The 23,729-nt window shown below is 70.8% G+C and carries 20 protein-coding genes; 13 read left to right on the forward strand and 7 right to left on the reverse strand.

Annotated elements, in window-relative coordinates; translation table 11 throughout:
- Positions 1–159: 159 nt before the first annotated feature.
- On the forward strand, positions 160–510 hold the full coding sequence (locus tag PV682_RS18935) for a hypothetical protein (protein ID WP_319731299.1): 351 nt from the start codon (positions 160–162) through the stop codon (positions 508–510).
- Between the two features lie 34 nt (positions 511–544).
- Here the strand turns inward: PV682_RS18935 and PV682_RS18940 are convergent, their stop codons facing one another.
- From PV682_RS18940 to PV682_RS18950, 3 genes are read right to left on the reverse strand one after another with little or no spacing between them, the layout of a single operon-like run.
- Positions 545–2,230: a thiamine pyrophosphate-binding protein gene (locus tag PV682_RS18940; RefSeq protein ID WP_319731301.1), complete on the reverse strand. Its 1,686-nt coding sequence runs from the start codon at positions 2,228–2,230 to the stop codon at positions 545–547.
- Positions 2,227–3,198, reverse strand: coding sequence for an agmatinase (gene speB / locus PV682_RS18945; RefSeq protein WP_319731303.1), 972 nt, complete (start codon positions 3,196–3,198; stop codon positions 2,227–2,229). Before speB ends, PV682_RS18940 begins: the two co-directional genes overlap by 4 nt.
- Positions 3,199–3,247: 49 nt before the next feature.
- Positions 3,248–4,717 carry a sodium:solute symporter gene (locus PV682_RS18950; protein ID WP_319731305.1) on the reverse strand — a complete coding sequence of 490 codons (1,470 nt, stop codon included), beginning with the start codon at positions 4,715–4,717 and terminating at the stop codon, positions 3,248–3,250.
- A gap of 138 nt (positions 4,718–4,855) precedes the next feature.
- Between PV682_RS18950 and PV682_RS18955 the strand changes: the two genes are divergently transcribed.
- Positions 4,856–6,628, forward strand: a complete 1,773-nt coding sequence (locus PV682_RS18955) for a PucR family transcriptional regulator (protein ID WP_319731307.1) — start codon at positions 4,856–4,858, stop codon at positions 6,626–6,628.
- An 87-nt stretch (positions 6,629–6,715) separates the two neighbouring features.
- Positions 6,716–7,504, forward strand: coding sequence for a phosphatase (locus PV682_RS18960; protein ID WP_319731309.1), 789 nt, complete (start codon positions 6,716–6,718; stop codon positions 7,502–7,504).
- 25 nt (positions 7,505–7,529) lie between these two features.
- Here PV682_RS18960 and tesB read toward each other — a convergent pair whose 3' ends face one another.
- From tesB to PV682_RS18980, 4 genes are all read right to left on the reverse strand, one after another.
- Entirely contained in the window at positions 7,530–8,402 is an 873-nt protein-coding gene (gene tesB, locus PV682_RS18965) for an acyl-CoA thioesterase II (RefSeq protein WP_319731311.1), read from the reverse strand.
- A gap of 62 nt (positions 8,403–8,464) precedes the next feature.
- On the reverse strand, positions 8,465–9,622 hold the full coding sequence (locus tag PV682_RS18970) for an acyl-CoA dehydrogenase family protein (RefSeq protein WP_055724544.1): 1,158 nt from the start codon (positions 9,620–9,622) through the stop codon (positions 8,465–8,467).
- Between the two features lie 178 nt (positions 9,623–9,800).
- A complete protein-coding gene (locus PV682_RS18975) occupies positions 9,801–10,151 on the reverse strand; it encodes a hypothetical protein (protein WP_319731315.1) in 351 nt (116 codons plus the stop codon).
- A gap of 21 nt (positions 10,152–10,172) precedes the next feature.
- The gene (locus tag PV682_RS18980) at positions 10,173–10,772 is read right to left on the reverse strand and encodes an SACE_7040 family transcriptional regulator (RefSeq protein ID WP_319731317.1); all 600 of its coding nucleotides are present in this window, start codon (positions 10,770–10,772) and stop codon (positions 10,173–10,175) included.
- A gap of 97 nt (positions 10,773–10,869) precedes the next feature.
- On the opposite strand from PV682_RS18980, the gene PV682_RS18985 reads away from it, so the two are divergent.
- From PV682_RS18985 to PV682_RS19030, 10 genes are all read left to right on the forward strand, one after another.
- Positions 10,870–12,486, forward strand: a complete 1,617-nt coding sequence (locus PV682_RS18985; protein ID WP_319731319.1) for a carboxyl transferase domain-containing protein — start codon at positions 10,870–10,872, stop codon at positions 12,484–12,486.
- Positions 12,487–12,491: 5 nt separating this feature from the next.
- Positions 12,492–14,411 (forward strand): acetyl/propionyl/methylcrotonyl-CoA carboxylase subunit alpha, encoded by a 1,920-nt coding sequence (locus PV682_RS18990; protein WP_319731321.1) that lies wholly within the window; start codon positions 12,492–12,494, stop codon positions 14,409–14,411.
- Positions 14,404–15,366 (forward strand): hydroxymethylglutaryl-CoA lyase, encoded by a 963-nt coding sequence (locus tag PV682_RS18995; RefSeq protein WP_319731323.1) that lies wholly within the window; start codon positions 14,404–14,406, stop codon positions 15,364–15,366. The genes PV682_RS18990 and PV682_RS18995 overlap by 8 nt, the downstream gene beginning before the upstream one ends.
- Positions 15,366–16,526: an acyl-CoA dehydrogenase family protein gene (locus PV682_RS19000; protein ID WP_319731325.1), complete on the forward strand. Its 1,161-nt coding sequence runs from the start codon at positions 15,366–15,368 to the stop codon at positions 16,524–16,526. Before PV682_RS18995 ends, PV682_RS19000 begins: the two co-directional genes overlap by 1 nt.
- Before the next feature lie 133 nt (positions 16,527–16,659).
- Positions 16,660–17,715 carry an ABC transporter substrate-binding protein gene (locus PV682_RS19005; RefSeq protein WP_319731327.1) on the forward strand — a complete coding sequence of 352 codons (1,056 nt, stop codon included), beginning with the start codon at positions 16,660–16,662 and terminating at the stop codon, positions 17,713–17,715.
- Positions 17,716–17,722: 7 nt separating this feature from the next.
- On the forward strand, positions 17,723–18,547 hold the full coding sequence (locus PV682_RS19010) for a siderophore-interacting protein (RefSeq protein WP_319731329.1): 825 nt from the start codon (positions 17,723–17,725) through the stop codon (positions 18,545–18,547).
- Between the two features lie 134 nt (positions 18,548–18,681).
- Positions 18,682–20,124: a lysine decarboxylase DesA gene (gene desA, locus PV682_RS19015; protein WP_319731331.1), complete on the forward strand. Its 1,443-nt coding sequence runs from the start codon at positions 18,682–18,684 to the stop codon at positions 20,122–20,124.
- Complete coding sequence (locus tag PV682_RS19020; protein WP_319731333.1) at positions 20,108–21,391, forward strand: lysine N(6)-hydroxylase/L-ornithine N(5)-oxygenase family protein; 1,284 nt, start codon at positions 20,108–20,110, stop codon at positions 21,389–21,391. The genes desA and PV682_RS19020 overlap by 17 nt, the downstream gene beginning before the upstream one ends.
- Complete coding sequence (locus tag PV682_RS19025) at positions 21,388–21,924, forward strand: GNAT family N-acetyltransferase (protein ID WP_112474573.1); 537 nt, start codon at positions 21,388–21,390, stop codon at positions 21,922–21,924. Before PV682_RS19020 ends, PV682_RS19025 begins: the two co-directional genes overlap by 4 nt.
- The gene (locus tag PV682_RS19030) at positions 21,921–23,690 is read left to right on the forward strand and encodes an IucA/IucC family protein (protein WP_319731336.1); all 1,770 of its coding nucleotides are present in this window, start codon (positions 21,921–21,923) and stop codon (positions 23,688–23,690) included. The genes PV682_RS19025 and PV682_RS19030 overlap by 4 nt, the downstream gene beginning before the upstream one ends.
- The last annotated feature ends 39 nt before the right edge of the window (positions 23,691–23,729 follow it).

Consider the following 23,729-nt stretch of genomic DNA (forward strand, 5'->3'; position numbering starts at 1 on the left):
AGGCACATCGGAAAACCCTGAGAAACCCCTACAGAACCGGCCATCCGGCGTGAACGATCAAGCCGAAGTCGCCCCAGGGGGGCCACAGAAGGCATACGGCGCCCATGGCCCGCTCCTAGCATGATCGTCAATTCCCCCCACGGAAACCGGAGTTCACCCATGCGTACCCGTCTCGCCACCCTCGCCGGTTCGGCGCTCCTCGCCACCGCCACCGTCCTGGCCACCTCGCCCATCGCGTCCGCCGCCGAGACCACGACCTGGCAGCTCACCGGCGTCTCCCGGGTCCAGGCGAAGTCCGCGTACGTCTCCTCGCCGACCGCGCGGGGCGTCTGCGTCCAGGCCAACAACCGCTGGACCGACCCGGTCGGCGGCACGATCACGACGCTCGTCTTCACCAGCGACCCCAACTGCTCCGCCGCCGCCGGGACCCAGTGCCGGACGACGGTCCCGTCGAGCCCGGCCGGCGCGATCCGGATCTTCGACGTCCACTCGTGCCGCTGGGTGGGCTGACCCCCGTGGGGTGAGGGCGACTCCGGGGCCGCCCTCACTCCAGGTGCGTCGGCGCGAACATCCGCAGCACCGCCGGCAGGACGACCACCGAAGGGCCGGGCTCCGCAAGGGACTTGGCGAGGTCCTCCGCCAGCGTCTCCACCGAGCTCAGCACCCCCGGCACCCCGAACGACTCGGCCAGGGCCACGAAGTCGGGCCGGACCAGCTCGGTCCCGGTGGCCTCGCCGAACGCGTCGGTCATGTACTCCCGCAGGATGCCGTACCCTCCGTCGTCGACGACGAGCCAGGTCACGTCGAACCCGTACTGCCGGGCCGTGGCCAGTTCGGCGACGGAGTACAGCGCGCCCCCGTCCCCGGACACGGCGAGGACGGGCCGGGTCGGATCGGCGGCGGCAGCGCCCAGCGCCGCGGGGAACGCGTACCCCAACCCCCCGGCGCCCTGGGCGGAATGCATGAGGTTGGGCGCCCCGGCGTCGAACCCGGCCCACGCCCAGTACCCCAGGATGGTCATGTCCCAGAACGACGCGGCCCCCTTGGGCAGCGCACGCCGCACAGCCGCCAGCACCCCTTGTTCCAGGTCGAGTTGCTGACCGGCGAGCCGCTCCCCCACCTTGTCCAGCAACTCCCGTACCCGCACCGGCGCTTGCTCGTCGGCCCGGTCGGTGACGGTCTCCAGCAGCGCCTGCACCGCGAGCCGGGCGTCCGCGTGGATGCCGAGCGCGGGATGGTTGGACTCCAGCTTGCCGAGATCCGCCTCGACCTGGATCACCCGGCCGCGCGGCCTGAACGTGTGGTAGTTGGAGGAGAGTTCACCGAGCCCGGAGCCGAGGACGAGCAACACGTCGGCGTCTTCGAGGAGTTCGGTGGTGTGCCGGTCCTCCATCCACGACTGGAGCGACAGCGGGTGGGTCCAGGGGAACGCCCCCTTCCCGCCGTACGTCGTCACGACGGGCGCGGAGAGCCGCTCGGCCAGCTTCCGCAGCTTGCCGGAGGCGTCCGCGCGGACCACCCCGCCGCCCGCGACGATCACCGGACGCTCGGCGCGGGAGAGCAAGTCGGCGGCGACGGCGGTGAGTTCGGGCCGGGGCGCCAGCTCCTCCGGGGTCGCGTCGACGCCGGTCACGACGGGGATCGCGGCCGGTGCGAGGAGCACGTCCTGCGGGATCTCCACCCACACCGGCCCGTGCGGCGCGGACAGCGCCGAGCGCCACGCCTCCGCGATCGCGGAGGGGATCTGCGACTGCGTACGGACGGTGTGGACGGACTTCACGACACCCCTGAACGAGGCCGCCTGGTCCGGGAGTTCGTGGAGGTGGCCGTGGCGCCCGCCGCCCAGCCCGGCGGCCGGGACCTGACTACAGATCGCGAGCACCGGCGCCGAGGCGGCAGCCGCCTCCTGGAGCGCGGCGAGCGAGGTCAGCGCGCCGGGCCCGGTGGACAGCAGCAGCGGCGCCGCCTCACCCGTGACCCGGCCGTACGCGTCGGCCGCGAAGCCCGCGTTGTTCTCCACCCTGAGACCGACATACCTGAGAGGGGAGCGGCGCAGCGCGTCGAACATGCCGAGCGCGTGCTGGCCGGGCAGCCCGAAGACGGTCGTAGCTCCCAGGCTGTACAGGGTTTCCACGACCAGGTCCCCGCCGATCCGCCCGGCGGGCGGGTTCAGCGCGGCCTCGGTCTGGGCCGCCGTGGGACGGAGGACGAGGTCATGGTCGTGAGTCACTGTGCGCGGGCCTCGGCAATCTGGCGGGACATGAGGGTGACCAGCTCGTACGCCGTGTGGGAGGCGGCGACGGAGGTGATCTCGGCGTGGTCGTAAGCCGGAGCAACCTCTACCACATCGGCGGAAACGAGGTTGCACCCGGACAGGCCGCGCAGAATCTCCAGCAGCTCGCGGGACGTCATACCTCCGGCCTCGGGGGTCCCCGTACCAGGGGCGTACGCGGGGTCGAGGCAGTCGATGTCGATCGAGATGTACAGGGGCCGGTTGCCCACCCGCTGGCGGAGCTGGTCGGCGACCTCGTCGACGCCGCGCCGCATGACGTCGGCGGAGGTGACGATCCCGAAGCCCATCTTCTCGTCGTCGGTGAGGTCCTGCTTGCCGTAGAGAGGGCCCCGGGTGCCGACGTGCGAGAGCGCCGAGGTGTCGAGGATGCCCTCCTCGACCGCGCGCCGGAACGGGGTGCCGTGCGTGTACTCGGCCCCGAAGTAGGTGTCCCAGGTGTCGAGATGGGCGTCGAAGTGCAGCAGGGCGACCGGCCCGTGCTGCTTGGCGACCGCCCGCAGCAGGGGCAGCGCGATGGTGTGGTCGCCGCCGAGGGTCATCAACCGGGCGCCGCCGTACAGGAGTTGGTCGGCGGCTGCCTCGACCGTCTCGACGGCCTCGTTGATGTCGAACGGGTTCACGGCGATGTCCCCGGCGTCCGCGACCTGCGCGAGCGCGAACGGCGAGGCGTCCTGCGCCGGGTTGTACGGCCGCAGCAGGCGCGACGCCTCCCGGACCGCGTTCCCGCCGAACCGCGCCCCCGGCCGGTACGAGACGCCGGAGTCGAACGGCACGCCCACGACGGCGACGTCGGCCTGCCCGCCGACCTCGTCGATCCTCGGCAGCCGCGCGAACGTCGCGGGTCCGGCGTAGCGGGGGATGCGGGAGGAGTCGACGGGGCCACGGGGCGTCTCGTACTCGGTCATGCTCAACTGCCTTCTTCCTCACGCCGGTTGGCGTGTCCTGCACTGTCTCCTACGACGAGGTCGCCGCCGTACGGAGCTGATGTTCCGTCAGTTCTGGGGTGCGCCCGGCGAGTCGCTCGCGCCAGGCGGCGAGGACGGCCGCGTCGGTCGGCTCGGTCGCCAGCGAGACGGCGACGTACGCGACGAGGGACGCCGAAAGGCCGTAGTACACGGGCTCGTTGGCGAGGATGCCGTACGCCGCCATCAGTCCGACGACCGAGCCGCCGCCGACCACGACCGAGGCGAGCGCGCCGTGCACGGTGCCCCGCTTCCACAGCAGTCCGCCGAGGATGGGCACGAGGAGGCCGCCGACGAGGAGGTTGTAGGCGACGGTGAGCGCCTCGACGACGTTGTTCAACGCGACGGCCGTACCGATCACCGCGATGCCCATGACCAGGATGAACCGCCGGTTGTCGCGGACCTCGTCGCCGCTCCCGTCTCCGCCGGACCTGCCGCGCAGTCGCGCCCAGATGTCGTTGTTGGCGACCGTCGCGCAGGCGATGAGCGCGCCGGACGACGTCGACATGACCGCCGCGAGCGCCGCCGCCAGCACCAAGCCGCGTACCCCGACGGGGAGTTCGTCCTTCACGATCGTCGCGAAGGCGTCGTCCGCCGAACCCAGGTCCGGGTACAGGACTTTGGCCGCCGTACCGATGACGGCGCCCGCGAGGGCGTACGCGAGGCAGTACGAACCCGCCACCGTGCCGCCCCACTTGGCGGTGCGGTCGCTGCGGGCCGTGAACACCCTTTGCCAAATGTCCTGGCCGATGAGCATGCCGAACGTGTAGATCAGGACGTAGGTGAAGATCGTCTCGCCGCCGATGCCCAGCGGGTCGAAGTACGAGGTGGGCAACTCGTCGCGCATGGCGCCGAATCCGCCCGCCTTGACGACCGCGATCGGCAGCAGCAGGAGCAGGACGCCGACGGTCTTGACGACGAACTGCACCATGTCCGTGAGGGTGATCGACCACATCCCGCCGAGGGTGGAGTAGGCGACGACGATCGAACCGCCGAGGACGATCGCGAGGGTGCGGTTCATGTCGAAGAGGACGTCGAAGATGGTGGCGTACGCGATGGTCGAGGTCACCGCCAGCATCAGGGTGTAGGCCCACATGACCACCCCCGAGATGACGCCCGCTCCGCCACCCCCGTACCTCAGGTCGAGCATCTCGGAGACGGTGTACACCTTGAGGCGGGCGATCCGCGCGGAGAAGAGGACGCTCAGGGCGAGCAGACCGAGGCCGATCGTGAAGACCATCCACGCGCCGGACAGGCCGTACTGATACCCCAGACCTACGCCGCCGATGGTGGACGCGCCGCCGAGGACGATCGCCGCCATCGTCCCCGAGTACATCGCGGGCCCCAGCCGGCGGCCCGCCACCAGGAACTCGCTCTTCGAACGGGCCCGGCGCATGCCCCACCAGCCCATGGCCAGCATCCCGGCCAGGTAGACGACGATCACGGTGTAGTCGACGGCCATGGAATCCCTCACTCTGGCTGCGCGCGGAGGCGCTCGTTGTCGCCGTGCGGGTGACGGACTCCGACATTAGGTGGCCGGAAAGAGACTGCGAAGTGTACGTTTCCCACACCCTCGCGGTACGGGATGGAGGAAACGCACATGCATGGCGAACCATCGACCCCACCGCCGCCCCCGCCGGCACTCTCCACCGCTCCCCCGGCCGTCCCTCCCACCCCGCCCGTCCCCCTCGCCGCGCTCCTCACCCGCGAGGACCTCGCCCTGCGGCAGATCGCCGGCCCCTCGGACCCGGGCACCGTCCTGTACGGCGCCCTCACCTCCGAGATGGCCGACCCCTACCCGTACCTCCTGGGAGGGGAGCTGCTCCTCACGGCGGGCGTCCACATCCCGGAGGCCACCGGCTCGGGGACGTACTTCGACGACTACGTCTCCAGAGTGATCGCCGCGGGCGGCGTAGCTCTCGGGTTCGGGGTCGCCCCCGTGCACGACACCGTCCCCCGCGCCCTGGTCGCCGCCTGCGAGTCGTACGGGTTGCCGCTGATCGAGGTACCCGAGCGGACGACGTTCGCGGCGGTCGCCCGCGCGGTGTGGCAGTTGATGGAGCGGGCCCGTACCTCGGAGCTGCGCCGGGTGACGGAGGCCCAGCAGAGCCTCGCGGCGGCGGCGTCCCGGCCGGACCCGGTCCCGGCGGTGCTGCGTCAGCTGGCCCAGCGGACCGGGGGGCGCGCGGTGCTGTTCGGCCCCGAGGGGGCGGAGGTCGCGGCGGCGGGGACGGTGAGCGGGGCCGCCAAGGCGGGCGGGACTTCGGGAACGGGCCCGGCTCCCAGCGCGGGCCCGGCCTCCAGCACAGGCGTGGACGCCTCGCTCGCCGCGCTGGCCCACCTCGTCACGACCCGCGCCTCGGCGACGGCCACCGATACGGATCCCTCCACAGGGGTACACCTCGCGGCGTACGCCCTGGGTACCACGGGGGCTACAGGGCTCACCGGCAAAGGGCTCACCGGCAAAGGCCCCGCAGGTACGACGGCCACCCCCCGCCGCCCCTTCGCCCTCGCCGTCGCCTCCCCGCACCGCACCCCCGCCGACCACACCATCACCTCCGTCGCCGCCGTCCTCCTCACCCTCCTCACGGACGAGCGCCAGAGCACCCCGGAGACGACCCGTACGACGTCCCTCGTACGCCTCCTCCTGGGCGCGAGCCCGACCGAGGTCGCTCCCCTCCTCGGCGCCGACCGCTGGATCGTCGTGCACGCCCGCCCCTCGCACCACCGGGCGACCGGCCCCGGCCGCCACTCCCCCACCCCGGACCACCGCCCGGCCGCCCCCGTCCCCCACGAGAGCCACCCGCACCCGCACCCCGCCTCACCCCTCACCCCCGTGGACCCCCGAGCCGCCCTCGCCCTCGCCTCCTCCCTGGGTACTCCCCTCGTAGACCTCACCCCCGACCTGGTCCGCCTCCTCCTCCCCGCCGACCAGGACCCGTACCCCACCCCTACCCCCCACCCCGGCTGGTCCATGGGTATGAGCGCCCCCGTCACCCCCGCCGACTGGCCCACCGCCGACGCGCAGGCCGCGCGGGCGCTCGCGCGGGCGGTGGCGACCCGCGTCCCCGTCGTCCGCCACACCGCCCGCACCACCCTCACCGCGCTGATCTCCCCGCAGGACGCCGAGGCGCACGCGCGGACGCTGCTCGCGCCGGTCGCCGGGAACCCGGCGCTGACCGAGACGCTGCGCACCTGGCTCTCCCTGCACGGGAGTTGGGACCGTACGGCGGTGGCGCTCGGCGTGCACCGCAACACCGTGCGCCAACGCATCGCGCGCTGCGCGGCGTTGCTGGGCACCGACCTGGACGATCCGGACGTACGGATGGAGTTGTGGTTCGCGCTCAGGCAACCGCCGGGCGGCGAGGCGTGATCGGCGGGGCATGATCGACGACGTGACCCACGTCCCAGCGGCGGGAACCGCGCTGACGCGCACAGGCGTCTGCACCAGAATGGGGGTATGCCGATACCCCGGATCCCCACCCGCACCGAGCTCGTCGACCACCTGGTGAAGACCCGCATCGCGGGCCAGGTGGCCACGCCGCGCGAGAACAACCTCTCTCACTACCGTCAACTCGCCAACGGTGTGCGGAACTTCTGGCTCGGCCTGGAGCTGGGCGACCGGTGGGCGGACGAGCAGGACGTGCTCGCGGTGATGGCGGAGCGGGTCGGGGTGAACGACGATCCGGAGTACCGGTACGGGCAGGACACGATCGACCCGGAGCTGACGGTCGACGCGCTGGACCGGATGGCGGCGCGGCTGCGCAAGGCGGCGGACGGGCACCAGCGGGTGCTGTTCGCGACGGGGCATCCGGGCGGGCTGCTGGACGTGCACCGTACGGTCGCCGCCGCGCTGCGGACGGCGGGCTGCGACATCGTGGTGATCCCGGACGGCCTCCAGACGGAGGAGGGGTACGTCATGCAGTTCGCGGACGTCGCGGTCCTCGAACACGGCGCGACCCTGTGGCACACGCACTCCGGCGAGCCGATGCGGCAGATCCTCACGGCCCTCGAACGCACCGCCCGCGACCTGCCGGACCTCGTCGTCGCCGACCACGGCTGGGCCGGGTACGCCGGGCAGCACGGCATCGACTCCCTGGGGTACGCCGACTGCAACGACCCCGCCCTGTTCCTCGCGGAGTCGGAGGGGACGGTACAGGTGGCGGTGCCGCTGGACGACCACGTGGTCAGCCCCAGGCACTACGACCCGATGGTGGCGTACCTGCTGGCGGAGGCGGGGCTGAGATGACCCGTAGCTCTCAGGTCGTACCCGGCTAACCCTCCCGGGGGACCCGGACCACGCCCTCCTGGATCACCGAGATCGCGAGCTGCCCGTCCTGCGTGTAGATCCGCGCCTGCCCGAGCCCCCGCCCCCCGTGCGCTGACGGCGACTCCTGGTCGTACAGGAGCCATTCGTCGGCCCGGAAAGGCCGGTGGAACCACATCGCGTGGTCCAGGGAGGCCCCGACGACGTCCCCCACGGCCCACCCCCCGCGCCCGTGCGCGAGCAGGACGGAGTCGAGGAGGGTCATGTCGGAGACGTACGTCGCGAGTACTACGTGCAGCAGCGGGTCGTCGGCCAGCTTGCCGTTCGTGCGGAACCAGACCTGGGAGTGCGGTTCACGGGGCTCGCCGAACTGACCGTACGGCGGCTCCTCGACGTACCGCAGGTCGATCGCCTCGCGGGCTTCGAGGAAGCGCTCGACGACCTCGGGCGCCAAGTGGGCGTACCCGCGCAGCCGTTGATGGCTGGTCGGCAGGGTCTCCGGGTCGGGCGCGGGCGGCATCGGGGTCTGGTGGTCGAGGCCGTCCTCGTACGTCTGGAAGGACGCCGACAGGGCGAAGATCGGCCGGCCGTGCTGGACGGCGACCGCGCGGCGGGTCGTGAAGGAGCGGCCGTCGCGCAGGCGCTCGACCGTGTAGACGATCGGCGCGCCGGGGTCGCCGGGGCGCAGGAAGTAGGCGTGCAGGGAGTGCGCGAGCCGGTCCGGCGGGACCGTGCGCCCCGCCGCGACCAGCGCCTGGGCGGCGACCTGCCCGCCGAAGACCCGGGGGACGACGGCGGAGCGGGACTGGCCGCGGAAGATGTTCTCCTCGATCTGTTCGAGGTCGAGCAGATCGAGGAGGTCGTGGAGTGCCTCGGTCATGGCCCCTAGTTTCGTGATGTGTCGTTGCCGGGGGCCGTTCCCGCTGCTCGGACCGAGCGGTCTTACAGGCCCATGTTCTTGGCGATGATCGACTTCATGATCTCGCTGGTGCCGCCGTAGATGCGGTTGACGCGGTTGTCCGCGTACAGGCGGGCGATGGGGTACTCGTTCATGAAGCCGTAGCCGCCGTGCAGCTGGAGGCAGCGGTCGATGACGCGGTGCGCGACCTCGGTGGTGAAGAGCTTCGCCGAGGCGGCCTCGGCGGGGGTCAGCTCGCCCGCGTCGAGCGCCTCGGTGGCGCGGTCGACGACGGCCTCGGCGGCGTCCACCTCGGCCTGGCAGGCGGCGAGTTCGAACTTGGTGTTCTGGAACGCGGCGACCGGCTGGCCGAAGACGACGCGGTCCTTGACGTACTGCGTGGCGAACCGGATCGCGGCCTTCGCCTGCGCGTACGCGCCGTAGGCGATGCCCCAGCGCTCGGAGGCGAGGTTGTGGCCGAGGTAGTAGAAGCCCTTGTTCTCCTCGCCGAGGAGGTCCTCGACGGGGACCTTGACGTCGACGAACGCCAGCTCGGCGGTGTCGGAGGTCTTCAGGCCGAGCTTGTCGAGCTTGCGGCCGACGGAGTAGCCCTCGGCCTTCGTGTCGACGACGAAGAGGGAGATGCCGTGGCGGCGGTCCTCGGCGCTCGGCGCGGAGGTGCGGGCGCAGACGATCATGCGGTCGGCGTGGACGCCGCCGGTGATGAAGGTCTTGGCGCCGTTGAGGACGTAGTGCGTGCCGTCCTCGGAGAGCTTGGCGGTGGTCTTCATGCCGGCGAGGTCGGAGCCGGTGCCCGGCTCGGTCATCGCGATGGCCCACATCTCCTCGCCGGAGACGAACTTCGGGAGGTAGCGCTTCTTCTGCTCGTCGGTGGCGAGCAGCTTCACGTACGGCAGGCCCAGCAGCGTGTGCACGCCGGAGCCGCCGAACGTCACGCCCGCGCGCGCGGTCTCCTCGTAGATGATCGCCTCGAACTTGTACGAGTCGATGCCGGCGCCGCCGTACTCCTCGGCGACCTGGATCCCGAAAACGCCCAGCTCGGCAAGCTTGTAGTAGAACTCGCGCGGCGCCTGCCCCGCGGCGAACCACTCGTCGTACACCGGCACGACCTCGGCCTCGATGAACGCCCGAAGGGTCTCCCGGAACGCCTCGTGATCCTCGTTGAACACCGTACGGCGCACGCCGCCACCTCCCGCTACCTGTCTAAGCGCTTGCTCATACCCCAAGATACCGGCGAGTACGACACACCGTCCAGGGTGACCTTGCCCACCCGCGCGCGCCAGTCGCCGCTAGTTCCCGGCCTTGCCGTACCGACGGAAGCCAGAGCTGTCCACCGCCCAAGAGCCGAACGGCACGGGGTCACCGAAGGTGTACTGCTCCTTGCGGGTGTAGCGGCCTATTGCAGGGCTCGGAATGGACCTCGTCGAGCACACGCTCCGGGATGACGACCGCGTCAGGTCGGCGCAGGCGGCCGAGTGCCAGATCCTCGATATGAGGACCGTTCGCGCAGACATGACCCGGATGGGTGAAAGTCAGCTGCCTGTCGAGCTGCTCGCGGATGCTGCGGACAGTCCCCCCGTGACGCTTCGGACGGCACGTCATGGCCAGTACCGGACCCGCCACCCCGACCTCGACACGCCAGCCCCCCTCGAAGCGCTCGGCGCGGGACTCCAGCTCTTCGGCGATCGCACGCATCCTCACGTAGTCCACGGCCGCCACCCTAGTGACCCGCTACCCCTCCTCCGCCGCCGCCCCGAACGCCCCCCGAGCCATCCGGTGCAGCAGCCGCGCCGTCTCCCCCCGCCCCGGCAGCGACCCCGCGCGCCCGAGGTGCGGGGTCGAGTTCAGGAGCCCGAAGACGGAGTGGACGGCGGACCGCGCGGCGGGCTCGGGCAGGGCCGGGTACACCTCGCGCACGACCCCCACCCACAGCTCGACGTACTGTCGCTGGAGCTGGCGGACGAGTTTGCGGTCGCTGTCGCGCAGGCGGTCGAGTTCGCGGTCGTGGAGGGTGATGAGGGGCCGGTCGTCGAGGGCGAAGTCGATGTGGCCCTCGATGAGGGAGTCCAGCACGCGCGCGGGAGGCTCGTCGGTGGATTCCTGGAGGCGGCGGCGCGCGCCCGTGAGGAGCTGCCCGCTGATGCCGACGAGGAGCTCCGCGAGCATCGCGTCCTTGCCCGCGAAGTGCCGGTAGAGCCCGGGTCCGCTGATGCCGACGGCCGCGCCTATCTCGTCGACGCCGACGCCGTGGAACCCGCGCTCGGCGAAGAGCCGCGCGGCCTCTCTCAGGATCTGGTCGCGCCGGGTGGGAGCGTCGGTTCTGGTGCCCATGAAATCGATTCTAGACAGGCTTGTTAGCGGTCGTTAACATGGAGCCATGAGTTAACGCTCATTAACTCCAGCCCATCACTGCGGAGGGGAGCGCGACATGGCGCAGGAACCCGTGCTGACCAGCACGGCAGACCCGGCGTCGGAAACGTGGCGGGTGAACGAGGCGGCCCACCAGGCCCTCGCCGAGGAGCTGCGCGGCAAGCTCGCGGCGGCCCGCCTGGGCGGCGGCGAGAAGGCCCGCGCCCGGCACACGGCGCGCGGCAAGCTCCTCCCGCGCGACCGCGTGGACACCCTCCTGGACCCCGGTTCCCCGTTCCTGGAGCTGGCCCCGCTCGCGGCCGAGGGGATGTACGACGGCCAGGCCCCGGCGGCCGGCGTCATCGCGGGCATCGGCCGCGTGAGCGGGCGCGAGTGCGTGATCGTCGCGAACGACGCCACGGTCAAGGGCGGGACGTACTACCCGATGACCGTGAAGAAGCACCTGCGCGCGCAGGAGGTCGCCCTCGACAACCGCCTCCCGTGCGTGTACCTGGTGGACTCGGGCGGCGCGTTCCTCCCGATGCAGGACGAGGTCTTCCCGGACCGCGACCACTTCGGCCGCATCTTCTACAACCAGGCCCGCATGTCCGGCGCGGGCATCCCGCAGATCGCCGCGGTGATGGGCTCGTGCACGGCGGGCGGCGCGTACGTCCCCGCGATGAGCGACGAGGCGGTGATCGTCCGCGGTCAGGGGACGATCTTCCTGGGCGGCCCCCCGCTGGTGAAGGCGGCCACGGGCGAGGTCGTCACGGCGGAGGAGCTGGGCGGCGGCGAGGTCCACGCGCGCGTGTCGGGCGTGACGGACCACCTCGCGCAGGACGACGCGCACGCGCTGCGCATCGTCAGGAACATCGTCGCCACCCTCCCCGCGCGCGGGCCGCTCCCCTGGGAGGTGAAGCCGGCCGCCGAGCCGAAGGTCGACCCGTACGGCCTGTACGGCGCGGTCCCGGTGGACCCGCGCACCCCGTACGACGTCCGCGAGGTCATCGCGCGCATCACCGACGGCTCGCGGTTCGCGGAGTTCAAGGCGGAGTTCGGCCAGACCCTGGTCACCGGCTTCGCGCACATCCACGGCCACCCCGTCGGCATCGTCGCCAACAACGGCATCCTGTTCTCCGAGTCGGCCCAGAAGGGCGCCCACTTCATCGAGCTGTGCGACCAGCGCGGCATCCCGCTGCTGTTCCTCCAGAACATCTCGGGCTTCATGGTCGGCAAGGACTACGAGGCGGGCGGCATCGCGAAGCACGGCGCGAAGATGGTCACGGCCGTCGCGTGCACGCGCGTCCCGAAGCTGACGGTCGTGATCGGCGGCTCGTACGGCGCGGGCAACTACTCGATGTGCGGCCGGGCCTACTCCCCCCGCTTCCTGTGGATGTGGCCCGGCGCGAAGATCTCCGTCATGGGCGGCGAACAGGCCGCCTCGGTCCTGGCGACCGTCAAGCGCGACCAGCTGGAGGCGCGCGGCGAGGAATGGCAGGCCGCCGACGAGGACGCCTTCAAGGCGCCGATCCGCGCCCAGTACGAGCAACAGGGCAGCGCGTACTACGCGACGGCCCGCCTCTGGGACGACGGAGTGATCGACCCCCTGGAGACCCGCCAGGTCCTCGGCCTGGCCCTGACCGCCTGCGCCAACGCGCCCCTGGGCAACCCCCAGTTCGGCGTCTTCCGGATGTGAGGCTCATGTTCGACACCGTCCTCGTCTCCAACCGTGGCGAGATCGCCGTCCGCGTCATCCGCACGCTCCGCGCCCTGGGCGTCCGCTCGGTCGCCGTGTACTCCGACGCCGACGCGGACGCGCGGCACGTCCGCGAGGCCGACACGGCCGTACGGATCGGCCCGGCGCCCGCGTCGGAGAGTTACCTGTCGGCGGAGCGCATCCTTGAGGCCGCCGCCCGCACGGGCGCGCAAGCGGTCCACCCCGGATACGGCTTCCTCGCGGAGAACGCCTCCTTCGCGCGCGCCTGCGCCGAGGCGGGGCTCGTGTTCATCGGCCCGCCCGCCGAGGCGATCGCCCTGATGGGCGACAAGATCCGCGCCAAGGAGACCGTCGAGGCGGCCGGCGTGCCCGTCGTCCCGGGCGGGCGCGACCCCGAACTCGCCGAGGCGGCCCGCGCGCTGGGCGCCCCCGTGCTGCTCAAGCCCAGCGCGGGCGGCGGCGGCAAGGGCATGCGCCTGGTGCGCGACATGGCCGCGCTGGACGACGAGATCGCCGCCGCCCGCCGCGAGGCCCGCGCCTCCTTCGGCGACGACACGCTCCTGGTCGAGCGCTGGATCGACCGCCCCCGGCACATCGAGATCCAGGTGCTGGCGGACGGCCACGGCAACGTCGTCCACCTGGGCGAGCGCGAGTGCTCCGTCCAGCGGCGCCACCAGAAGGTCGTCGAGGAGGCCCCCTCGGTCTTCCTCGACGCGTCCGCGCGCGCGGCGATGGGCGAGGCGGCGGTGCAGGCGGCGCGCTCGTGCGGGTACGTCGGCGCGGGGACGGTCGAGTTCATCGTCCCCGGGGGTGACGCCAGCCAGTACTGCTTCATGGAGATGAACACCCGCCTCCAGGTGGAGCACCCGGTCACCGAACTCGTCACCGGCGTCGACCTCGTGGAGTGGCAGCTGAGGGTCGCCGCCGGGGAGAAGCTCCCCTTCACGCAGGACGACATCGCGCTCACGGGCCACGCGGTGGAGGCCCGCCTCTGCGCCGAGGACCCCGCGCGCGGGTTCCTGCCGACCGGCGGTACGGTCCTCAGGCTCCGCGAGCCCGAGGGCGACGGCATCCGCACCGACTCCGGGCTCAGCGAGGGCACCGAGGTCGGCAGCCTGTACGACCCGATGCTCGCGAAGGTCGTCGCGTACGGGCCGGACCGCGCGACCGCCCTGCGCAGGCTCAGGGGCGCCCTCGCGGAGACGGTCACCCTGGGGGTGCAGACCAACGCCGGGTTCCTGCGCGCGCTCCTGGCCCACCCGGCGGTCGTCGCGGGCGACCTGGACACGGGGCTCGTCGAGCGCGTCGCCGGGGACCTCGTCTCCGACGCCGTACCGGAGGAGGTGTACGAGGCGGCGGCGGCCGTACGGCTGGAAGCGCTCCGGCCGGCCGGTCAGGGCTGGGTCGACCCCTTCTCCGTACCGAGCGGGTGGCGGCTGGGCGGCGAGGCGAAGCGCACGGCCTTCCACCTGACGGTGCGCGAGCCTCTGGAGTACACCCCGCGCGGGACGCACACCGTCACCCCCGACCAGGTCTCCGTCACGCTGGACGGCCTGCGTCACACCTTCCACCGCGCGGGCGACTGGCTGGGCCGCGACGGCGACGCCTGGCAGGTCCGCGACCACGACCCGGTCGCCGCGTCCCTCACCGACGCGGCGCACACCGGAGCGAACGCCCTCACCGCGCCGATGCCGGGCACGGTCACGGTCGTCAAGGTCGCGACCGGCGACGAAGTCACCGCGGGGCAGAGCCTGTTGGTTGTCGAGGCGATGAAGATGGAGCACGTCATCGCGGCCCCGTACGCGGGCACGGTCACCGAGTTGGACGTGAAACCGGGGACGACGGTGGCCATGGACCAGGTCCTCGCGGTCGTAACCCCGCACGAGGAGGCCACCCATGCCTGAACTCCCCATGACCGTCCCGGCCGACGGCCTCCCCACCCGCGTACGCATCCACGAAGTGGGCGCCAGGGACGGCCTCCAGAACGAGAAGGCGACCGTCCCCACGGAGATCAAGGCGGAGTTCATCCACCGCCTCGCGGACGCCGGCCTCACCACCATCGAGGCGACGAGCTTCGTCCACCCCAAGTGGGTCCCCCAACTCGCGGACGCGGAGGCCCTGTTCCCGCAGATCCGCCAACTCCCGGTGGATCTCCCGGTGTTGGTCCCCAACGACCGCGGCCTCGACCGGGCCCTCGCTCTCGGCGCGACCCGCGTCGCCGTCTTCGCCAGCGCCACGGAGTCCTTCGCCAGGGCCAACCTGAACCGCACGGTCGACGAGTCCCTGAAGATGTTCGAACCGGTGGTCACCCGCGCGAAGGAACACGGAGCCCACGTCCGCGGCTACCTGTCGATGTGCTTCGGCGACCCCTGGGAGGGCCCGGTCCCGATCCCCCAGGTCGTCAAGGTCACCAAGGCCCTGCACGCCATGGGCTGCGACGAGTTGAGCCTCGGCGACACGATCGGCGTGGCGACTCCGGGCCACGTACAGGCCCTCCTGAAGGCCCTCGATCACGCAGGTGTCCCCACCTCCGCCCTGGCCGTCCACTTCCACGACACCTACGGCCAGGCCCTCGCGAACACCCTCGCCGCCCTCCAGCACGGCGTCACGACGGTCGACGCCTCCGCGGGCGGCCTCGGCGGCTGCCCGTTCGCCAAGTCGGCGACCGGCAACCTGGCCACCGAAGACCTCGTATGGATGCTCCAGGGCCTCGGCATCGAAACCGGCACCGACCTCGGTCAACTCGTCGCCACAAGCGAGTGGTTGGCCGGCCGGCTGGGCCGCCCGAGCCCCTCCCGCACCGTCCGCGCTCTCTCCCACAAGGACCACAAGGCCCACGAGGACGACAAGGAACAGTGATGGACCACCGCCTCTCCCCCGAGCTGGAAGAACTCCGCCGCACGGTCGAGGAGTTCGCGCACGACGTCGTGGCCCCCAAGATCGGCGACTTCTACGAACGGCACGAGTTCCCGTACGAGATCGTCCGCGAGATGGGCCGCATGGGCCTGTTCGGCCTCCCCTTCCCGGAGGAGTACGGCGGAATGGGCGGCGACTACCTGGCACTTGGCGTCGCGCTGGAGGAACTGGCGCGCGTCGACTCGTCGGTGGCGATCACCCTGGAGGCGGGCGTCTCGCTGGGCGCGATGCCGATCCACCTGTTCGGCACGGACGAGCAGAAGCGCGAGTGGCTCCCGCGCCTGTGCGCGGGCGAACTCCTGGGCGCCTTCGGCCTGACGGAGCCGGACGGCGGCAGCGACGCGGGCGCGACGCGCACGACGGCCCGCCTGGACCCCGAGACCGACGAATGGGTCATCAACGGCACGAAGTGCTTCATCACCAACTCGGGTACGGACATCACGGGGTTGGTGACGGTGACGGCGGTCACCGGCCGCAAGCCGGACGGCAAGCCGCTGATCTCCTCGATCATCGTCCCGTCGGGGACACCGGGCTTCACGGTCGCGGCCCCCTACTCGAAGGTCGGCTGGAACGCCTCCGACACCCGCGAGCTCTCCTTCGCGGACGTACGCGTCCCGGCGGCGAACCTCCTCGGTGAACTCGGCCGCGGCTACGCCCAGTTCCTGCGCATCCTGGACGAGGGCCGGATCGCGATCGCCGCACTGGCGACGGGTCTCGCGCAGGGCTGCGTGGACGAGTCGGTGAAGTACGCGAAGGAGCGCGAGGCGTTCGGCCGCCCGATCGGCGCGAACCAGGCGATCCAGTTCAAGATCGCCGACATGGAGCTGAAGGCGTACACCGCGCGCCTGGCGTGGCGGGACGCGGCGGCCCGGCTGGTCGCGGGCGAACCCTTCAAGAAGGAGGCGGCGCTGGCCAAGCTGCACTCCTCGACGATCGCGGTCGACAACGCGCGCGACGCGACGCAGATCCACGGCGGCTACGGCTTCATGAACGAGTACCCGGTGGCCAGAATGTGGCGCGACTCGAAGATCCTGGAGATCGGGGAGGGCACGAGCGAGGTCCAACGGATGTTGATTGCCAGGGAGTTGGGCCTCGCAGGCTGACATCCAGCGCTCCACAGGCCGCGCACAGCTTTCGATCCAAGGCGACCACCCTAGGAACATCGACTGAGGTTAGGCTAACCTACCTTCAATCTGTCCCGGCGGTGATCCCGCACGTCCGAAAGCAGCCTCCCCCATGCCCAACGCCAGAACCACCCACCTCACCCGCCGCGGCGTCCTGGCCGCCGGCGGAGCCCTCGGCCTCGGTGCCGTCCTCGCCGCCTGCGGGGACGACGACGCGAAAAGCGGTGGTTCTGAGTCGGCGGACCCAGGCGCGAACACCGCGAAGTCCGGCCCGTGGACGTTCAAGGACGACCGCGGCACGACCGTGAAGCTCGACAGGATCCCCTCGACGATCGTCGCCTTCACCGGCGTCGGCGCGGCCCTGTACGACTACGGCATCGAGGTCAAGGGCGTCTTCGGCCCGACGAAGACGCCCGCCGGCAAGGCCGACGTCCAGGCCGGCGGCATGGACGTCTCGAAGGTCGAGATCCTCGGCAACGTCTGGGACGAGTTCAACGTCGAGAAGTACGCCGCCCTCGCGCCGGACGTCCTCATCTCCACGATGTTCGACACGGCCGGCACCCTCTGGTACGTCCCCGAGGCGTCCAAGGACAAGATCGCCAAGTTGGCGCCCAGCGTGGGCATTTCGGTGTACGACCGCCAGCTCACCGCGCCGCTGGAGCGCATGTGGGAGCTGGCCGGGTCCCTCGGCGCGGACCTGACGGCCGCGAAGGCGACCGCCGCGAAGAAGCGGTTCGAGGACGCGGCGACCCGGCTGCGCGCCGCCGCGAAGGCGAAGCCCGACATCAGGGTCCTCGCCGGTTCCGCGAGCGCCGAGCTGTTCTACGTTTCCGGTAGCAACCTCTCCATCGACCTGGAGTACTTCAAGGCCCTCGGCGTCAACTTCGTCGAGCCCCCGGCCGCCACCCTCAAGGCGAGCGGCGGCTGGTTCGAGCCGCTGAGCTGGGAGAACGTCGACAAGTACCCGGCGGACCTGATCCTGATGGACGACCGCACCTCGGCGATCCAGCCCGCGGCGATCACCAAGGACACCTGGAAGAAGCTGCCCGCCGTCAAGGCCGGCCAGGTCATCGCGCGTTCGCCCGAGCCGATTCTGTCGTACGACAAGTGCGCGCCGCTCCTGGAGAACCTCGCGGCGGCCATCGAGAAGGCCAAGAAGGTCGCGTGATTTCCGTATGACCGATTCCGCCGGGTCCCCGTTCCGTTTCTTTTCCCTTCACGTGACGCGGACCCGGCGGATTTCACCGTCCCTCGTCCGCGTTTCTTTCACGGGGGACGATCTCCGCTTTTTCTTCTCCGACGGGTACGACCAGTCGCTGTCACTGTTCGTCCCGCATCCCGGGCAGCGCGAGCCGCGGGTCCCGGTCGAACTCGGCGACGGCTGGTGGCAGGGCTGGCGCGACCTCCCTGACGACGTACGGGCCGTGATGCGGTCGTACACACTGCGCGAGCTGCGCCGCGAGCCGGACTCCGGCCCCGCCGAGATCGACATCGACTTCGTGCTCCACACCCCCGCCGGACCCGCCTCGGCCTGGGCCGACAGGGCCGCCCCCGGCGACCGGGTCCTCCTGCTGGGCCCCGCCGTCGCCGACAACCGGGCGATCCGCTTCCGGGCGCCCGACGACGCCGACCTGATCGTCCTGTGGGGTGACGCGACGGCACTTCCCGCCGTCGCGGCGATTCTTGAGGCGCTTCCGGAGCATCGACGGGTCCGGGCGTGGATCGAAATCCATGACGCCTCGGACGTCATTCACCTGAGCGCCCCTCCCGATACCGAGATCAATTGGCTGGTCGGCGAGGATTCGCTCGCCCATCTCCGAGCCGCCCCCTTGCCGCCCGCCGAACTGCCGCACGTCTGGATCGCCGGGGAATCCGGTTCGGTGAAAGCGCTGCGGCGGCATTTCGTCCAGGAGCGCGGAATCGACCGGCGCCGGGTCACCTTTGTCGGTTATTGGCGACAGGGGATGTCCGAGGAGGAATTGCGGGCCTCCGGGGAGTAAACGTGATCACGGTCACCGCACGGTCGCGATTTCGAACAGCAAATTTAGGTTAGGCTAACCTTACTTCACCCTCTCTCGATCGCCCCGACCACCCCCAAGCCGCCGCCGTCCCCTTCTCCTCCGGAGGACCCCGCATGCGCTCGCACCTGCTCAACGACACGACAGCGGAGCAGTACCGCCGCTCCGTGACCGACGGAGTGGCACGGGTCGCCGCCAGACTCGCCGCCACCGACCGCCCGTTCACCGGCGTCACGGTCGACGCCCTCGCCCCCCGCATCGAGCGGATCGACCTCGACAGGCCGCTGTACGACACGACGGCGGTCCTCGACGAACTGGAGGAGGTCTACCTCCGGGACGCGGTCTACTTCCACCACCCCCGCTACCTCGCCCACCTCAACTGCCCGGTCGTCATACCGGCGTTGCTCGGCGAGGCCGTGCTGAGCGCGGTCAACTCCTCGCTGGACACGTGGGACCAGTCGGCGGGCGGCACCCTGATCGAGCGCAGGCTGATCGACTGGACGACCGAGCGCATCGGCCTCGGTCCGTCGGCGGACGGCGTCTTCACCTCCGGCGGCACCCAGTCCAACCTCCAGGCGCTGCTGCTGGCCCGCGAGGAGGCCAAGGCCGAGGACCTCGGCGAGCTGCGGATCTTCGCCTCCGAGGCCGGCCACTTCAGCGTGCAGAAGTCCGCCAGACTCCTGGGCCTGTCCGCCGATGCGGTCGTGTCGATCCCCGTCGACAACGACAAGCGGATGCAGACGGTGGCGCTGGCAAGGGAGTTGGAGCGCTGCCGGGCGGCCGGCCTGACCCCGATGGCCGTCGTCGCCACCGCCGGCACCACCGACTTCGGCTCCATCGACCCGCTCCCCGAGATCGCCGGACTCTGCGCCCAGTACGGGACCTGGCTGCACGTGGACGCGGCGTACGGCTGCGGCCTGCTCGCCAGCCGCAAGTACCGCCACCGCATCGACGGCATCGAGCGCGCCGACTCCGTCACGGTCGACTACCACAAGTCCTTCTTCCAGCCGGTGAGTTCGTCGGCCGTCCTGGTCCGCGACGCGGCGACGCTGCGCCACGCGACCTACCACGCCGAGTACTTGAACCCGCGCCGGATGGTGCGGGAGCGCATCCCCAACCAGGTCGACAAGTCCCTCCAGACGACCCGCCGCTTCGACGCGCTCAAGCTGTGGATGACGCTGCGCACGATGGGCTCGGACGGCATCGGCGAACTCTTCGACGAGGTCTGCGACTTGGCCGTCGAGGGCTGGCAACTCCTAGCCGCCGACCCGCGGTTCGACGTCGTGGTCGAGCCGTCGCTGTCCACGCTGGTGTTCCGCTACATCCCGGCGGCGGTCACCGACCCCGCGGCGATCGACCGCGCCAACCTGTACGCCCGGGGGGCCCTGTTCGCGTCCGGTGCCGCGGTCGTCGCGGGTACGAAGGTCGGTCACCGCCACTACCTGAAGTTCACCCTGCTCAACCCCGAGACCACGGCGGACGACATCGCCGCCGTCCTCGACCTGATCGCCGGCCACGCCGAGCAGTACCTGGGAGAGTCCCTTGACCGCGCGTCCTGACACCGGGCAGAAGACCTACGACTTCGCCGGGATCGGCCTCGGCCCCTTCAACCTCGGCCTCGCCTGCCTGACCGAGCCGATCGCCGAACTCGACGGCGTCTTCCTGGAGTCGAAGCCCGACTTCACCTGGCACGCGGGCATGTTCCTCGACGGCGCCCACCTCCAGACCCCGTTCCTGTCGGACCTGGTCACCCTCGCCGACCCCACCTCGCCCTACTCCTTCCTCAACTACCTGAAGGAGAAAGGCCGGTTGTACCCGTTCTACATCCGCGAGAACTTCTATCCGCTGCGGGTGGAGTACGACGACTACTGCCGCTGGGCCGCGAACAGGCTGAGCAGCGTGCGCTTCTCGACGACGGTCGAGGAGGTCACGTACGACGACGGGGTGTACGTCGTGAGGACCACCGCCGGCGACACCTACCGGGCCCGGAAACTGGTCCTCGGCACCGGCACCCAGCCCTACCACCCGCCCGCCGTGCAGGGCCTCGGCGGTGACTTCCTCCACAACTCCCGCTATGCGCAGAGCCGTTCGGAGCTGGTGAAGAAGGGGTCGATCACCCTGGTCGGCTCGGGCCAGTCCGCCGCCGAGATCTACTACGACCTCCTGAGCGAGATCGACGTCCACGGCTACCGGCTGAACTGGGTGACGCGCTCCCCGCGCTTCTTCCCCCTCGAATACACCAAGCTGACGCTGGAGTTGACCTCCCCGGAGTACGTCGACTACTTCCGCGCGCTGCCCGAGGCCACCCGCTACCGGCTCGCGTCCCAGCAGAAGGGCCTCTTCAAAGGCATCGACGGCGAGCTGATCGACGAGATCTTCGACCTGCTCTACCGCAAGAACCTCGGCGGCCCGGTCCCCACCCGGCTGCTCACCAACTCCTCGCTGAACAGAGCGACATACGACAGCGGCAGCAGCAGCTACACCCTGTCCTTCCGCCAGGAGGAGCAGGGCAAGGACTTCGAGCTGACCACCGAGGGCCTGGTCCTCGCGACCGGATACGCCTACACGGAGCCGGAGTTCCTCGCGCCGGTCCGCGACCGGCTGGTCTACGACTCGCACGGCAACTTCGACATCGCCCGCAACTACGCGATCGACACGACCGGCCGGGGCGTCTTCCTCCAGAACGCGGGCGTGCACACGCACAGCGTCACCTCCCCCGACCTGGGGATGGGGGCGTACCGCAACAGCTGCATCATCGCCGAGCTGCTGGGCCGGGAGTACTACCCGGTGGAGAAGACCATCGCGTTCCAGGAGTTCGCGGTATGAACTTCACCTTCCGTCCGGTCGATCCGCTGACCGACTCCGAACTCCTGCACTCCTGGCTGACCCACCCCAAAGCCGCCTACTGGATGATGCTGGACGCGAGACTGGAAGACGTCGAACGCGCCTACATGGCCGTGGCCGCCGACGAACACCAGGAAGCCTTCCTCGGCCTGGAACACGGCGTCCCCGCCTTCGTGATGGAGCGCTACGACCCCGTCCACCGCGAACTCACCGGCCTGTACGACCCGTTGCCCGGCGACGTCGGCATGCACTTCCTCACCCCCGCGACCGACACCCCCCGCAGCGGCTTCACCCTCGCCGTCCTCACCGCCGTCATGGCCCACCTCTTCGCGGACCCGGCGGTCGAGCGGGTCGTCGTCGAGCCGGACGTGTCCAACACCGCCGTCCACGCCCTGAACGAAGCCGTCGGATTCGTCGCCGAACGCGAGATCCAGAAGCCGGAGAAGACAGCGTTGCTGAGTTTCTGCACCCGCGAACAGTTCCTCGCCAGGCACGCGGCGGCGGTGACCGCATGAGCCTCGCCGACTCCGTCGCCCACCTCTCCCCCGACCGCTGGGAGAAGGCCAACCGCCATCTGATCCGCAAGGCCCTCGCCGAGTTCGCGCACGAGCGCCTCCTCGACCCCGAGGAGCGGGACGGCGGTTACCTCGTCCACAGCGACGACGGCCGGACCACGTACCGCTTCACGGCCGTCCGCCGCGCCCTCGACCACTGGCAGGTCGACGCCGCCTCGATCACCCGCACCCGCGACGGCGCCCAACTCCCCCTGGCCGCCCTGGACTTCTTCATCGAGCTGAAGGACACCCTCGGCCTGAGCGACACGGTCCTGCCGGTCTACCTGGAGGAGATCTCCTCCACCCTCGCCGGCACCTGCTACAAGCTCACCAAACCCCAGCTCACCTCGGGCGAGTTGATCGACGCCGGCTTCCAGGCGATCGAGACCGGCATGACCGAGGGGCACCCCTGCTTCGTCGCCAACAACGGCCGCCTCGGCTTCGGCGTCCACGACTACCTCGCGTACGCCCCGGAGACCGCGAGCCCGGTCCGCCTGGTCTGGCTCGCCGCGCACCGCTCGCGCGCCGCGTTCACGGCGGGCGCCGGCATCGAGTACGAACCGTTCGTACGGCGGGAGTTGGGCGAGAAGACCGTCGACCGGTTCACCGGGCGTCTGCGGGAACTCGGCCACGACCCCGCCGAGTTCCTCCTCATCCCGGTGCACCCCTGGCAGTGGTGGAACAAGCTCGCGGTGACGTTCGCGGCGGAGGTCGCGCGCGGGACGCTCGTACCGCTCGGCGAGGGCGACGACGCGTATCTGGCCCAGCAGTCGATCCGTACCTTCTTCAACAGCTCCCACCCCGAGAAGCACTACGTCAAGACGGCGCTGTCGGTCCTCAACATGGGCTTCATGCGCGGGCTTTCGGCCGCGTACATGGAGGCGACCCCGGCCATCAACGACTGGCTCGCCGGGCTGATCGACAACGACCGGGTGCTGAAGGAGTCCGGCCTGTCGATCATCCGGGAGCGCGCCGCCGTCGGCTACCGCCACCTGGAGTACGAGGCGGCGACGGACCGCTTCTCGCCGTACCGCAAGATGCTCGCCGCGCTCTGGCGGGAGAGCCCTGTCGCCGCTCTCCAGGAGGGCGAACAGCTCGCCACGATGGCCTCGTTGATCCATGTGGACCACGAAGGCCGGTCGCTGGCCGCCGAGTTGATCGAGCGGTCGGGCCTCGCGCCGGTGGAGTGGCTGCGGTGCTACCTGGACGCCTACTACACGCCGCTGCTGCACTGCTTCTACGCCTACGACCTGGTGTTCATGCCGCACGGCGAGAACACGATCCTGGTGCTGAAGGACGGCGTCGTGCGGCGGGCGGTCTACAAGGACATCGCCGAGGAGATCGCCGTCATGGACCCGGACGCGGTGCTGCCGCCCGAGGTCCGGCGGATCGCCGTCGAGGTCCCCGAGGACAAGAAGCTGCTGTCGCTCTTCACGGACGTCTACGACTGCTTCTTCCGCTTCCTCGCCTCCGGCCTCGCCGCCGAAGGCGCCCTCACCGAGGACGAGTTCTGGCGGACGGTCGCGCAGACCACCCGCTCGTACCAGGAGGCGCACCCCGAACTCGCCGACAGATTCCGGCGGTACGACCTCTTCGCTCCCGAGTTCGCGCGCTCCTGCCTCAACCGGCTCCAGCTGCGCGACAACCGGCAGATGGTCGACCTGGCCGATCCGGCGGGCGCCCTCCAGCTGATCGGCACCCTGAACAATCCCGTCGCGGGGTACTGATCGCGGCGACGGGCGCCCCCGAGTACGGTCCTCGGGGGC

The organism is Streptomyces niveiscabiei (assembly GCF_033794345.1).
Lineage (GTDB): Bacteria > Actinomycetota > Actinomycetes > Streptomycetales > Streptomycetaceae > Streptomyces > Streptomyces niveiscabiei.

What these genes read in the sequence shown, in the direction of transcription:
- desA (WP_319731331.1), top strand. Translation starts at nt 18,682, where the DNA reads ATGCGCTCGCACCTGCTCAACGACACGACAGCGGAGCAGTACCGCCGC.
- PV682_RS18935 (WP_319731299.1), top strand. Translation starts at nt 160, where the DNA reads ATGCGTACCCGTCTCGCCACCCTCGCCGGTTCGGCGCTCCTCGCCACC.
- PV682_RS18990 (WP_319731321.1), top strand. Translation starts at nt 12,492, where the DNA reads ATGTTCGACACCGTCCTCGTCTCCAACCGTGGCGAGATCGCCGTCCGC.
- PV682_RS18995 (WP_319731323.1), top strand. Translation starts at nt 14,404, where the DNA reads ATGCCTGAACTCCCCATGACCGTCCCGGCCGACGGCCTCCCCACCCGC.
- PV682_RS19005 (WP_319731327.1), top strand. Translation starts at nt 16,660, where the DNA reads ATGCCCAACGCCAGAACCACCCACCTCACCCGCCGCGGCGTCCTGGCC.
- PV682_RS18955 (WP_319731307.1), top strand. Translation starts at nt 4,856, where the DNA reads ATGCATGGCGAACCATCGACCCCACCGCCGCCCCCGCCGGCACTCTCC.
- PV682_RS18980 (WP_319731317.1), bottom strand. Translation starts at nt 10,772, where the DNA reads ATGGGCACCAGAACCGACGCTCCCACCCGGCGCGACCAGATCCTGAGA.
- PV682_RS19010 (WP_319731329.1), top strand. Translation starts at nt 17,723, where the DNA reads ATGACCGATTCCGCCGGGTCCCCGTTCCGTTTCTTTTCCCTTCACGTG.
- PV682_RS19000 (WP_319731325.1), top strand. Translation starts at nt 15,366, where the DNA reads ATGGACCACCGCCTCTCCCCCGAGCTGGAAGAACTCCGCCGCACGGTC.
- PV682_RS19025 (WP_112474573.1), top strand. Translation starts at nt 21,388, where the DNA reads ATGAACTTCACCTTCCGTCCGGTCGATCCGCTGACCGACTCCGAACTC.
- PV682_RS18950 (WP_319731305.1), bottom strand. Translation starts at nt 4,717, where the DNA reads ATGGCCGTCGACTACACCGTGATCGTCGTCTACCTGGCCGGGATGCTG.
- PV682_RS18985 (WP_319731319.1), top strand. Translation starts at nt 10,870, where the DNA reads ATGGCGCAGGAACCCGTGCTGACCAGCACGGCAGACCCGGCGTCGGAA.
- speB (WP_319731303.1), bottom strand. Translation starts at nt 3,198, where the DNA reads ATGACCGAGTACGAGACGCCCCGTGGCCCCGTCGACTCCTCCCGCATC.
- PV682_RS18960 (WP_319731309.1), top strand. Translation starts at nt 6,716, where the DNA reads ATGCCGATACCCCGGATCCCCACCCGCACCGAGCTCGTCGACCACCTG.
- tesB (WP_319731311.1), bottom strand. Translation starts at nt 8,402, where the DNA reads ATGACCGAGGCACTCCACGACCTCCTCGATCTGCTCGACCTCGAACAG.
- PV682_RS19030 (WP_319731336.1), top strand. Translation starts at nt 21,921, where the DNA reads ATGAGCCTCGCCGACTCCGTCGCCCACCTCTCCCCCGACCGCTGGGAG.